The sequence below is a fragment of the Pseudomonas sp. B35(2017) genome (genome assembly GCF_002113645.1).
Classification (GTDB): domain Bacteria; phylum Pseudomonadota; class Gammaproteobacteria; order Pseudomonadales; family Pseudomonadaceae; genus Aquipseudomonas; species Aquipseudomonas ekonensis.
The window spans coordinates 157,540-169,221 of sequence record NZ_NEIZ01000012.1; the positions used below are offsets into that span (position 1 = coordinate 157,540).

Here is an 11,682-nt window from a genome sequence, read left to right on the forward strand (position 1 = left end):
GCCACCCGCCATCACTCTCGGATCGATACGCCATGACAGCAGCGCTTGAATGACTCAATTCTGGATCAGCCTGGCCCTCGGCACCGTCATGCTGGCTGTGATCATTGTCTTGATCCGGCGCGAGCGAGCCTTGCGCCGGCAGCTCGCCGAGTACCGCGAACTGCTGACCCGCGCCGCCGAGGGCCCGCACATCCGGCAGGACGGCGACGCCGAGCGTTTCAAGCGCAGTCAGTATTTTGCCCGGATCGGCACCTGGGATTGGGAGGTCGACACGGACCGGTTGTATTGGTCGGACGCGATCTTCGGCATGTTCGGGTTCAAGATCGGTGAAGTGACGCCCTCCTACGCGCTGTTCTGCTCCTGCGTGCATCCGGACGACCGCGCCAAGGTGCGGGCCGGCGAGCTGCGGTGCCTGGAGACCGGCGAGAACCACGACGAGGAATACCGTGTGGTCTGGCCCGACGGCACCATCCGCTGGCTGCGGGAAACCGGCAACGTGGTGAAGAACGACCACGACACGATGATCAAGATGATGGGCGTGGTGCGCGACATCACCGAGGAGAAGGCCTCGGCCAGTTACCTTCAGCACCTGGCCCACTTCGACCCGCTGACGGGCCTGCCCAATCGCCTGGTGCTGGAGGAACGCCTGTCTCAGGCGCTGGAGCAGGCGCGGCTCACCGCGACCCGTGTGGCCCTGGTGTTCGTGGACCTCAACGGCTTCAAGGCAATCAACGACCGTTACGGCCACGCCGCCGGCGACCGCGTGCTGATCACCACCGCCACCCGCCTCAAGCGCATCCTGCGCGCCAGCGACACCGTCGCGCGGATCGGCGGCGACGAGTTCGTGGTCATCCTCCAGGGCCTGGCGCCGGGCCTGAACCTGCCGGACGAAGCCCGCCGCATCTGCCAGAAGATCTTCGTCGAACTGTCCCCGCCGATCACCATCGGCAACGACCAGCGCCACATCGGCAGCAGCCTGGGGGTCGCGGTGTTTCCCGACCATGCGCCGACCATGGACCGCCTGCTGCACATCGCTGACCTCGCGATGTACGAGGCCAAGCGCAGCGGGAACAATCAGTATCGGTTGGGGGGCGGTCAGGTGTTGAGCGGCACTCGCGTCGAGTGACGCTCAGGATCTGGGTGTGCAATCAGTCTTCCCTGACCAAGTGTGGCCACAGGTTCAACGCACCACCGGCTGAATCTCAACAATGGTCCCGTTGGTGATCATCACCATCACGTATTTGTCGTCGATCTGTACCCATTGCGCCTGTGGCTCGGGATCCCTGAGGCCTTTGCGGCGCCAGTCGGTGATTGCCTTTTCGTTGCGTTGGTAGAGGTCCGGAGCGCGGTCGTGGACCTTCAAGGCGCGGTTGCCGGTCGGGGATTGCACGCTCGGGGCGCTGGAGGTCTCGGCCGCTTGCAGGGGTGTTCCGGTGGCGGCGAGGCCGGCGGCCAGGGCCAGGGTGGCGATCAGGGTTTTGCTGTTCATCGGTGAAGCTCCTGGGTAGGCGGATACCTGAACTCCGACTGTGGAGCGCCGGAATCATTCCTTGCGGATTGCGAATGGCTGGACAGTGTAGTCGCCGACACGGCCGCCATGCCTTGCAGGGCCAGCGCCCACAGGATCCTTGCTCAATCCGTGAACGACACAAACCTGTGGGAGCCAGCCTGCTGGCGATGGCGCCCGTCGAGGCGCCGCGCAGGGTTCAGCGTTCAACCCGCACAGGGCTCAGAACAGTTCGCTGAAGGGAATGAAACGCAACGGGTCGCCCGCACGGTGGGTCGTATGCTCGGGGATCTCCGCCAGGCCGTCCGCCCAGGTCGCGCCCAGCAGCACGCCGGAGCTCTGGTTCGGGTACAGCACCGCCCGTCCCGCCTCCAGCCGCACCCGCAGGTACTCGCGGCGACTGCCGGGCTTGGGCCAGTCGAAGCCGGCGGCCACCGTGACGCTCAGCGGCATCACCTCTTCCACGCCCTGGATGCGCAGCAGATACGGCCGCGCCAGCAAGCCGAACGTCACCAGCGCCGACGTCGGATTGCCCGGCAGGCCGATCACCGGCACGGCGCCGAAGCGGCCCACCGTCAGCGGCTTGCCGGGTTTGATCGCCAACTTCCACAGCAGCGGTTTGCCGTCGTCGCGCAGCACCTGGCCGAGGCAGTCGGCATCCCCTGCCGATACGCCGCCGGTGGTGAGGATCAGGTCCGCGGCCACCTGCAACTGCTCAAGCGTGAGCCGTGTCTGCGCCGGACGGTCCGGCAGGATACCGGCGTCGATCACCTCGCAGCCCAGCTCGCCCAACCAATGGCTGAGCAGCGTGCGGTTGCTGTTGTAGATGCTGCCGGGGCGCAGCGGTTGGCCGGGCTCGACCAGTTCATCACCGGTGGACAGCAACGCCACCCGCGGGCGGCGCACCACCGGCAGGTGCGTCATGCCTTGCCCCGCCGCCACCGCCAACTCGAACGGCCCCAGGCAATTGCCCGCGCGCAGCAGCACATCGCCGGCCCGGTTTTCCTGGCCTTGGGGGCGGATGTTCTGGCCGGCCTTCAGCGGTTGCAGAAAACGCACCCGGCCGTCCTCCAGCACTTCGGTGTTCTCTTGCATCTCCACGCAGTCGGCCCCCGGCGGCACCGGCGCGCCGGTGAAGATCCGCGCGCAGGTGCCGGGCAGCAGCGCATCCGGCGCCAGACCGGCATAGACCCGCTGGGACACGGACAGCGGCTGGCGGTGTAGATCTGCCAAACTCAAGGCGTAGCCGTCCATCGCGCTGTTCGGCCAGGGCGGCAGGTCCAGGGTCGCCACCAGGTCGCTGGCCAGCACCCGTGCCCTCGCCTCGTCGAGCGGCACCGGTTCGCTGTCCGGCAGACGTTGCCCGTCGGCCATCGCCAGCAATTGGTCGAGGGCTTCCTCGACCGGTATCAACGGCGCGCGGCTCATCCGCGCGGCCCGCAGGCCTGCACCGGCTTGAGGTGCGGGACGAAATTGCACGGGCGGTGACGGTTGTCCAACTGCTCGGCCAGGATGCCTTCCCACGCGGTTCGGCAGGCGCCGGTCGAGCCCGGCAGGCAGCACACCAGGGTGCCGTTGGACAGCCCGGCCAGCGCACGGCTCTGCACGGTGGAGGTGCCGATGTCGAGAATCGAGATGGCGCGGAACAGCTCGCCGAAGCCGTCGATCTGCTTGTCCAGCAGGCAGGCCACCGCTTCCGGCGTGCTGTCGCGGCCGGTGAACCCGGTGCCGCCGGTGATCAGCACCACCTGGATGCCGTCGTCGGCGATCCAGTTCGCCACCTGGGCGCGGATCTTGTACAGGTCATCCTTGAGCAGGTTGCGCTCGCTGAGGGTGTGGCCGGCCTCCAGCAGACGGCTGACCAGCAACTGGCCGGACGTGTCGCTGGCGTAGTCGCGGGTATCGCTGACCGTCAGCACGGCAATATTCAGGGGAACGAACAGGGCATCCGATTTGGCACTCACGGGAATTCTCCGGCAGTTATCGATTCAACTGAACCAGAGCCTAAGTGCCACTTATGAGGAGTGTCTAATCACTCTAACCAACCGCTCTATCGACCCGCTCTATCGACCGTTTCCGGCCTGTTGCGACCCTCGTCCGCCCCCCTGGGAACGGGCCCGATAGAGACCGTCGATAGGCCGTTAAAAACCTCCGATTGGACGCACGGCGCGACGGATGGGATCGTGGCGCCCTGCGCGCCCCGTGCGCCCTGCGCAACTGCGTCAATACTCATACCCACTTTCCCATCGAGCAGGTGCCGTCATGGACATCAAACAACTCAAGTTCCTGATCGCGCTGGACGAGACCCGCCACTTCGGCCAGGCCGCCGCCCGCTGCCACATCACCCAGCCGACCCTGTCGATGCGCCTGCGCAACCTGGAAGATGAACTGGACCTGGTGCTGGTCAACCGCGGCCAGCGCTTCGAAGGCTTCACCCAGGCCGGCGAACGGGTGCTGGCCTGGGCCCGTACGCTGCTGGCCGCCCACGACGGGCTGTTCGCCGAGGCCGCCGCGTGCCGGGGGCAACTGGTGGGCAGCCTGCGCCTGGGCCTGGTGCCGCTGAGCAACTTCAACCCGGTCAATTACATCCAGGGCCTGTCGGGCACGTTCCCGGAGCTGAAGTACAGCCTGACGTCGATGAGCTCGGACGAAATCATCGAGAACCTGGGCAACAACCAGCTGGACCTTGGGGTGTGCTACCTGGATCACGTCAACCCGAACTATTTCGAGTTCTTCGAGATCGGCGAGACCCGCGTCGGCCTGCTCTACGACACCCGCCACTTCCACTTCGACGGCCCGGAAATGAGCTGGGAGGACGCCGCCGAACTGCCGCTGGGCATGATCACCACCGGCATGCACTACCGCAAATCCATCGACCTGAGCTTCCGCAGCCGCGGGCTCAACCCGCAGCCGATCATGGAAAGCGATTCGACCTATCAGCTGCTGCAGGCGATCCACCAGGGCTTCTGCTGCTCGATCATGCCGCTGGACAGCGGGCTGGAAGAGCCCATCGAACACCTGGCCTTCATCAACCTGCCGGACGCCAGCGTGCTGGCCCCGCTGGGGCTGGTGATGCGCAAGACCGAACCGCGTTCGGCCATCGCCGAGAAGTGCTTCGCCGAGGCGCGGCGGATGTTCGGGATTCAAGCGCCCGGGGTTTGAGAAGCTGATCCTGAAACCACCTGCTGTCCACCATCATCGACCAATCCAATCACCGCATCGGAACAAGCGATTGGACGCACTTCGAGGACCTCCGTAGCCTGATCCCCATTCAGCGCTGCGAGGCTTTTTCCGATGGTGTGCCCGATTGAACCGACCGCAAACGACAGCGCCACCGACGCCCCGGCGCCGGTGGCCTACCGCGAATACCTGGACGATGCCCCGGTGTCCCACGCCGCCCTGGCGGCGGAGATCGCCCTGGCCATCACCTACAACGGCCTGAGCCAGGCGGTGATGATGGTCTCGCCGGGCGACGTCGAAGATTTCATCCGCGGCTTCAGCCTGAGCAACGGGATCATCGACAGCCCCGACGAAATCTACGACATCCGCCTGACCCGGTTCGACCAGGCCTGCCAGGCCGACGTGCAGATCTCCAGCCGCGCGTTCTGGGCGCTCAAAGATCACCGCCGGCAGATGGCCGGCACCAGCGGCTGCGGCCTGTGCGGCGTCGAGGCGCTGGAGCAGGCGTTGCCGCAACTGGAGATCCTGCCCCCGGCCCCGTTGCCGCCGGCCGCGCACCTGGCCGGCATCCGCCAGCGCATCGAACAGGCCCAGCCGATGGCCCGCAGCAGCGGCGCCCTGCACGCGGCGCTGTACTTCGGCGCCGAGGGCGAACCCTTGCTGTGCCGCGAAGACATCGGCCGCCACAACGCCCTCGACAAGCTGATCGGCGCGATGCGCTTCGCCGGCCTCGACCCTCGCCAGGGCTTCGTCGCGGTCACCAGCCGCTGCAGCCTGGAGCTGATCCACAAGGCCGTGCGCGCCCGCCTCGGCACGCTGGTCAGCCTCTCGGCACCCACCGCGCTGACTGTGCGCTGGGCGCGCCGGCACCGGCTCAACCTGATCCACATCCCCCACCGCAGCGCCCCGAGAATCTACAGCCCGATCCAGGAGCAACCCGAATGAGCGACACCCTCACCCACCTCGACGACCAGGGCCGGGCCAATATGGTCGATGTCACCGACAAGGCGCCGACCCGGCGTGAAGCCAGCGCCCAGGCCTGGGTGCACATGCGCCCTGAGACCCTGCGGATGATCCAGGCCAACGGCCACCCCAAGGGCGACGTGTTCGCCGTGGCGCGGATCGCCGGGATCCAGGCAGCCAAGCGCACCCACGAGCTGATCCCGCTGTGCCATGCGCTGCTGCTCAGTTCCATTCACGTCGAACTCAAGGCCTGCGAGCCGGACCGGGTGCAGATCATCGCCACGTGCCGCCTCACCGGCCAGACCGGCGTCGAGCTCGAAGCGCTGACCGCCGCCAGCGTCGCCGCGCTGACGATCTACGACATGTGCAAGGCAGTGGACCGGGCGATGGTCATCGGCGACATCCGCCTTCTGAGCAAACAGGGCGGCCGCTCCGGCCACTTTCAATGGGAGACCCCGCAATGATCCTGATCAACTACTTCGCCAGCTACCGCGACCGCCTCAACCTGGGCGGCGAAAAGATCCCCGCCAGCGACGCCTTGGCCTGCGTCGAGGACGTGCGGCAGATGCTCATGGCCCGCGGCGAGCTGTGGCGCGAGGTGCTCGGCGCCGGCAATCTGATGTGCGCGGTGAACCAGGAGCTATGCCAGACCGACCAGGCGATCGAGGACTTCGACGAGATCGCGTTCTTTCCGCCGGTCACGGGAGGCTGAGGCATGGGGGTTCGAGTCCAGCGCAAAAGCTTCGATGCCGGCCAGTTGATCGCCGACCTGCACGCCCGGAATCCGCGGGTGGGCGCAGTGGTGAACTTCATCGGCTACGTGCGTGACCTGAACGTCGGCCAGCCGGTGAGCGAGCTGTTTCTGGAGCACTATCCGGGCATGACCGAGAAGTCCCTGGAGCAGATCGCCGAACAGGCCCGCGAGCGCTGGCCGCTGCTGGCGGTGGAGATCGTGCACCGGGTGGGCGCGCTGACGGTGACCGAGCCGATCGTGTTCGTCGGCGTCAGCAGCAAGCACCGGCATGCAGCGTTCGAGGCCTGCGCGTTCATCATGGACGTGCTCAAGACCCGCGCGCCGTTCTGGAAACGGGAGACCACGCCGGCCGGCGCGCATTGGGTCGAGGCCCGGGAGAGCGATCAGTCCGCCGCGTTCCGCTGGAGCCTGGCCCACGCTTGAGTTCGGCATCAGGACTGGATCGGCGGAATGTGCCTCGTGGCGAGGGAGCAAACGCCCTCACCACACATGCAGGCCCTTCCCATTCCCACTGAAAAAGCGCAGCGCCCGCTCACGCACTCCCTCGCTTCACAAAAGCCTGATTAGATAGGCGCTCCAAACACCTCGTCCAGGAGCCGCCGGTGAGCGACACGCCCCCCAAGGATCTGCCCAAACCCGACCCCGTCAGCCTGCGCCAGGCCTGGCGCTTCTGGCTCAAGCTGGGCTGCATCGGTTTCGGCGGCCCGGCCGGGCAGATCGCGATCATGCATCAGGAGCTGGTGGAGCGCCGGCGCTGGATCTCCGAGAAGCGTTTTCTGCACGCGCTCAACTACTGCATGCTGCTGCCCGGCCCCGAGGCCCAGCAACTGGCGACGTACATCGGCTGGCTGCTGCACCGCACCTGGGGCGGCGTGGTGGCCGGGGCGCTGTTCGTGCTGCCGTCGCTGTTCCTCCTGATCGGTCTGTCGTGGGTGTACATCGCCTTCGGTGACGTGCCGGCGGTGGCCGGGGTGTTTTACGGGATCAAGCCGGCGGTCACTGCCATCGTCCTGCACGCGGCCCACCGCATCGGCTCTCGGGCCCTGAAGAACGCCTGGCTGTGGGCGATCGCCGCAGCCGCCTTCGTGGCGATCTTCGCCTTCAACGTGCCCTTTCCGCTGATCGTGCTGGGCGCCGCGCTGATCGGCTACGTCGGCGGCCGCTGGGCGCCGCAACGGTTCACGGCCGGCGGCCATCGCAGCGGTGAGAAATCCTACGGTCCGGCCCTGATCGATGACGACACCCCGCCGCCCGAGCATGCCCGATTCAATCCGGGGAAACTGCTGCGCCTGGCGTTGGCCGGCGCCGCGCTGTGGTGCCTGCCGATGGCGCTGCTGACCGCGCTGTTCGGCTGGCACGGTACGTTCACGCAGATGGGCTGGTTCTTCACCAAGGCGGCGCTGCTCACATTCGGCGGCGCCTATGCGGTGTTGCCTTACGTGTATCAGGGAGCGGTCGGCCACTACGGCTGGCTGACGCCCGCGCAGATGATCGACGGCCTGGCGTTGGGCGAGACCACGCCGGGGCCGCTGATCATGGTGGTGGCGTTCGTCGGCTTCGTCGGTGGCTACGTGCAGCCGGCCTTCGGCCCGGAACACGCGTTCGCCGCCGGGGCGCTCGCCGCCGCGCTGGTGACCTGGTTCACCTTCCTGCCTTCGTTCCTGTTCATCCTGGCGGGCGGGCCGCTGGTGGAGTCGACCCACAACGAACTGAAGTTCACCGCGCCGCTCACGGCGATCACGGCGGCGGTGGTCGGGGTGATCCTCAACCTGGCGTGCTTCTTCGCCTGGCATGTGTTCTGGCCCCAGGGGTTCGCCGGCCGGCCCGATGTCTTTTCGGTGCTGCTGGCCCTGGCGGCGGCCATCGCGCTGTTCTTTTTCAAGCGCGGCGTGATCGAGGTGTTGATCGTTTGCGCCCTAACGGGGCTGGGGGTCTACCTGCTGCGCTGAGCCGACGCCGACGACAGACGTGCCGGAATCAGGCGTTTACTTGTGCGCGGATTCCCCCTTACTATCCAGCCACACCGGCCTGGCGGGGCACTCCCGCCGCCGACGTTTTCCGCCAACGGAAACACGCTTCATGAGCACGTCACCCCAACAACGACAAACGTTGAACGTCTCTTCTGCGTGCGCCCTCCCTCACCGGGGGTGCGCATGAACCGCATCGTCAATCTCCCCATGGCCCTGAGCCGCTCCAAGCTGCGTCACTCCGCACGCCCGCCGGATATCGCCCTGCCCGTCTGATCGCGTCCGTCCGGACCGCGACAGCCCTCCCCTTGCCATCCGATATCCCTGCCGGAACGCCCGGGCCTTGGCCCGTTGCCGCGTCCGGCCCGAACCTGCGCGCCTGTGCGGCGCCACCGTGAGTGATTGACATGAAATTCGCAGCCATTGAAGACGCCCGTACCTTTCTGGAGCAGAACCCCGACATCGACATGTTCGAGCTGTTCATCCTCGACGCCAACGGCGTGCCGCGCGGCAAGCTGCTGCACCGCGAAGAACTGCTCGCCGTGTACGAAAGCGGCCGCCCCCTGCCCAGCACCATCCTCGGCCTGACCGTGCACGGCGAGGACGTGGAAAACTCAGGCCTGGTGTGGGACGTCGGCGACATCGACTGCCGCGCCTACCCGCTGCCGGGCAGCCTGGTGCGCCTGCCGTGGCGGCAGATTCCGACCGCCGCCGTGCAGGTCAGCATGCACCCGCAGCAAGGCATGCCGGCCAGCATCGCCGACCCGCGCCACCTGCTGATCAAGGTCATCGAACGCCTGAAGGCCGAGGGTTTCCACCCGGTGATGGCGTGCGAGCTGGAGTTCTACCTGCTCGACGCCCGGCGCGACGGCAACGGCCGGCCGCAACCGGCGCTGGACGCCGACGGCGGCCGACCGCGGCACACACAGGTGTACGGCCTGCGTGAATTGGAGCAGATCGAGCCGTTCCTCGCCGACCTGTACAGCGCCTGCAAGCTGCACGGCATTCCGGCCCGCACGGCAATCTCGGAATACGCGCCGGGCCAGGTGGAAATCACCCTTGAACACGGCGATGCGCTGGAGGCGATGGACCAGGCCGTGCGCTACAAGCGGCTGGTCAAGGCCGTGGCGCACAAGCACGGCATGCAGGCGACGTTCATGGCCAAGCCGTTCGACCACCTGGCGGGCACCGGCATGCACATGCACGTCAGCCTGGCGGACGCTGAGGGGCGCAACCTGTTCGCCTCGGAGGATCCTGCCGGCACGCCGCTGCTGCGCACGGCCATCGGCGGCATGCTCGCCTCGCTGCTCGATTCGCTGCTGCTGTTTTGCCCCAACGCCAACTCCTACCGGCGCTTCCAGGCCAACAGCTATGCGCCGCTGGCGCCGACCTGGGGCGTGGACAACCGCACCGTCAGCCTGCGCGTGCCGGGCGGGCCGGCCCCTACCCGGCATGTCGAACACCGCATCTGCGGCGCCGACGCGAACCCCTATCTGGCGGCCGCGGCGATCCTCGCCAGCATCCACCGCGGCATCAAGGACAACCTCGACCCGGGCGAACCGGTGCAAGGCAACGGCTATGCCCAGGCCAAGGAGCTGCTGCCGACCGACTGGCTGACCTCGCTCACCGCCCTGGAGAACTCGGCCTGGGCCCGGGATGCGCTGGGGCAGGATTTCCTCGGGGTGTACCTGGCGGTGAAACGCGCGGAGTACCGGCAGTTCATGGCGGAGGTGGGTGAGCAGGATTGGCGCTGGTACCTGACCGAGGCCTGAACCCCGCTGCTGAATCCCCCTGTGGGAGCCTCCGCTCCCACAGGGGCTGCAACCGACTTGAATTCCGTGTGGACACTGTCATGACCGAACGCTGCAATTCCTACTACACCGCCACCCTCGACCGCGACACCGACTACCCCACTTTGCAGGGGCGGCACAGCGTCGACGTGGTCATCATCGGCGGCGGCTTCACCGGCGTCGCCACCGCCGTGGAACTGTCCGAAAAGGGCCTGAAAGTCGCCATCGTCGAAAGCCACAAGATCGGCTGGGGCGCCACCGGGCGTAACGGCGGCCAGGTCACCGGCAGCCTCTCCGGCGACGGCGCGATGCGCAAACAGATGCGCCGCACCCTGGGCGACGACGTGGACGATTTCATCTGGCACCTGCGCTGGCGCGGGCACGAGATCATCAAGAACCGGGTGGCGAAATACGCCATCGCCTGCGACCTCAAGCACGGCCATCTGCACGCCGCCTACAAGCCGGCCCACCTGGACGGCCTGCGCAGCGACTACGAAGAGGCCGTGCGCCGGGGCATGGGCGATGACGTCAGCCTGCTCGACCGCAGCCAGGTGCGCGACCTGCTGCAAAGCGACCTCTACCACGGCGCCATCAAGAACACCCGCAACCTGCACCTGCACCCGCTCAACCTGTGCATCGGCGAGGCGCGTGCCGCCGAAAGCCTGGGCGCGCTGATCTTCGAGCACAGCGAAGTGCTGGAGATCCTCCACGGCGACAGGCCCGGCGTCAGAACCGCCCACGGCCAGATCGACGCCAGCCAGGTGCTGCTGGCCGGCGACGTCTACCACAAGCTCGAACCGGGGCAGCTCAAGGGCAAGATCTTCCCGGCCATGGGCGGCATCGTCACCACCGAGCCCCTGGGCGACCTGGCCCGGCAGATCAACCCCGAGGACCTGGCGGTGTACGACTGCCGCTTCGTCCTCGACTACTACCGCCTCACCGCCGACGGCCGCCTGCTCTTCGGCGGCGGCGCCAACTACAGCGGCAAGGACTCGCGGGACATCGCCGGCGAACTGCGCCCGTGCATCGAACAGACCTTCCCCGCGCTCAAGGGCGTGAGGATCGACTATCAGTGGAGCTGCGCGATGGGCATCGTCATCAACCGCATCCCGCAGCTGGGCAAGCTCTCCGACAACGTCTGGTACTGCCAGGGCTATTCCGGCCACGGCATCGCGACCACGCACATCATGGGCGAGATCATGGGCCGCGCGATCACCGGGCAGATGACGCAGTTCGACACGTTCGCCGCCTGTTCGCACATTCGCGTGCCGATGGGGAACCTGCTGGGCAATCCGATGCTGGCGGCGGGGATGTGGTACTACCAGATGCTGGAAAAACTGCGCTGACCATATCGGCCCTATCGCCAGCAGGCTGGCTCCCACAGTGAATGTGCGGCGAACACAAAACCTGTGGGAGCCAGCCTGCTGGCGATGGGGCCCTCGCCCCCACCGCAACACCTCAGTCAGGCAACTGCTCCACCGCAATCCCCAGCCGCCGGTAATCCTCCACACTGCCCGACGC

12 protein-coding genes are annotated in these 11,682 nt (G+C 67.1%); 9 read left to right on the forward strand and 3 right to left on the reverse strand.

Going from position 1 to position 11,682, the window contains the following annotated elements; translation table 11 throughout:
• The first annotated feature begins 49 nt into the window (after positions 1–49).
• Positions 50–1,126 (forward strand): sensor domain-containing diguanylate cyclase, encoded by a 1,077-nt coding sequence (locus CAG41_RS19635; protein WP_085583377.1) that lies wholly within the window; start codon positions 50–52, stop codon positions 1,124–1,126.
• 54 nt (positions 1,127–1,180) lie between these two features.
• Here the strand turns inward: CAG41_RS19635 and CAG41_RS19640 are convergent, their stop codons facing one another.
• The 3 genes from CAG41_RS19640 to moaB all read right to left on the reverse strand — a co-directional run bounded on the left by CAG41_RS19640 (position 1,181) and on the right by moaB (position 3,471).
• Positions 1,181–1,489, reverse strand: a complete 309-nt coding sequence (locus CAG41_RS19640; protein ID WP_085583375.1) for an RcnB family protein — start codon at positions 1,487–1,489, stop codon at positions 1,181–1,183.
• A 240-nt stretch (positions 1,490–1,729) separates the two neighbouring features.
• Positions 1,730–2,935 (reverse strand): gephyrin-like molybdotransferase Glp, encoded by a 1,206-nt coding sequence (gene glp, locus CAG41_RS19645; RefSeq protein WP_085707357.1) that lies wholly within the window; start codon positions 2,933–2,935, stop codon positions 1,730–1,732.
• Positions 2,932–3,471: a molybdenum cofactor biosynthesis protein B gene (gene moaB, locus CAG41_RS19650; protein WP_085583371.1), complete on the reverse strand. Its 540-nt coding sequence runs from the start codon at positions 3,469–3,471 to the stop codon at positions 2,932–2,934. The genes glp and moaB overlap by 4 nt, the downstream gene beginning before the upstream one ends.
• Before the next feature lie 298 nt (positions 3,472–3,769).
• Here moaB and CAG41_RS19655 point away from each other — a divergent pair, with 298 nt between their 5' ends.
• The 8 genes from CAG41_RS19655 to CAG41_RS19690 all read left to right on the forward strand — a co-directional run bounded on the left by CAG41_RS19655 (position 3,770) and on the right by CAG41_RS19690 (position 11,507).
• Positions 3,770–4,669, forward strand: coding sequence for a LysR family transcriptional regulator (locus CAG41_RS19655; protein WP_085583369.1), 900 nt, complete (start codon positions 3,770–3,772; stop codon positions 4,667–4,669).
• 132 nt (positions 4,670–4,801) lie between these two features.
• Positions 4,802–5,632, forward strand: a complete 831-nt coding sequence (fdhD, locus tag CAG41_RS19660; RefSeq protein WP_085583367.1) for a formate dehydrogenase accessory sulfurtransferase FdhD — start codon at positions 4,802–4,804, stop codon at positions 5,630–5,632.
• A complete protein-coding gene (moaC, locus tag CAG41_RS19665; RefSeq protein ID WP_085707358.1) occupies positions 5,629–6,114 on the forward strand; it encodes a cyclic pyranopterin monophosphate synthase MoaC in 486 nt (161 codons plus the stop codon). The genes fdhD and moaC overlap by 4 nt, the downstream gene beginning before the upstream one ends.
• Entirely contained in the window at positions 6,111–6,362 is a 252-nt protein-coding gene (locus tag CAG41_RS19670; RefSeq protein ID WP_085583364.1) for a MoaD/ThiS family protein, read from the forward strand. Before moaC ends, CAG41_RS19670 begins: the two co-directional genes overlap by 4 nt.
• 3 nt (positions 6,363–6,365) lie before the next feature.
• Complete coding sequence (gene moaE, locus CAG41_RS19675) at positions 6,366–6,827, forward strand: molybdopterin synthase catalytic subunit MoaE (protein ID WP_085707359.1); 462 nt, start codon at positions 6,366–6,368, stop codon at positions 6,825–6,827.
• Positions 6,828–7,006: 179 nt separating this feature from the next.
• Positions 7,007–8,353 (forward strand): chromate efflux transporter, encoded by a 1,347-nt coding sequence (gene chrA / locus CAG41_RS19680; protein ID WP_085639929.1) that lies wholly within the window; start codon positions 7,007–7,009, stop codon positions 8,351–8,353.
• A 425-nt stretch (positions 8,354–8,778) separates the two neighbouring features.
• A complete protein-coding gene (locus tag CAG41_RS19685) occupies positions 8,779–10,143 on the forward strand; it encodes a glutamine synthetase family protein (RefSeq protein WP_085707360.1) in 1,365 nt (454 codons plus the stop codon).
• Between the two features lie 80 nt (positions 10,144–10,223).
• The gene (locus CAG41_RS19690; protein ID WP_085707361.1) at positions 10,224–11,507 is read left to right on the forward strand and encodes an FAD-binding oxidoreductase; all 1,284 of its coding nucleotides are present in this window, start codon (positions 10,224–10,226) and stop codon (positions 11,505–11,507) included.
• The last annotated feature ends 175 nt before the right edge of the window (positions 11,508–11,682 follow it).

Bases quoted from the DNA above. Each gene is read 5' to 3' on its own strand.
- fdhD (WP_085583367.1), top strand. From the start codon at position 4,802: ATGGTGTGCCCGATTGAACCGACCGCAAACGACAGCGCCACCGACGCC.
- CAG41_RS19690 (WP_085707361.1), top strand. From the start codon at position 10,224: ATGACCGAACGCTGCAATTCCTACTACACCGCCACCCTCGACCGCGAC.
- CAG41_RS19635 (WP_085583377.1), top strand. From the start codon at position 50: ATGACTCAATTCTGGATCAGCCTGGCCCTCGGCACCGTCATGCTGGCT.
- CAG41_RS19655 (WP_085583369.1), top strand. From the start codon at position 3,770: ATGGACATCAAACAACTCAAGTTCCTGATCGCGCTGGACGAGACCCGC.
- CAG41_RS19670 (WP_085583364.1), top strand. From the start codon at position 6,111: ATGATCCTGATCAACTACTTCGCCAGCTACCGCGACCGCCTCAACCTG.
- glp (WP_085707357.1), bottom strand. From the start codon at position 2,935: ATGAGCCGCGCGCCGTTGATACCGGTCGAGGAAGCCCTCGACCAATTG.
- moaE (WP_085707359.1), top strand. From the start codon at position 6,366: ATGGGGGTTCGAGTCCAGCGCAAAAGCTTCGATGCCGGCCAGTTGATC.
- moaC (WP_085707358.1), top strand. From the start codon at position 5,629: ATGAGCGACACCCTCACCCACCTCGACGACCAGGGCCGGGCCAATATG.
- CAG41_RS19685 (WP_085707360.1), top strand. From the start codon at position 8,779: ATGAAATTCGCAGCCATTGAAGACGCCCGTACCTTTCTGGAGCAGAAC.
- CAG41_RS19640 (WP_085583375.1), bottom strand. From the start codon at position 1,489: ATGAACAGCAAAACCCTGATCGCCACCCTGGCCCTGGCCGCCGGCCTC.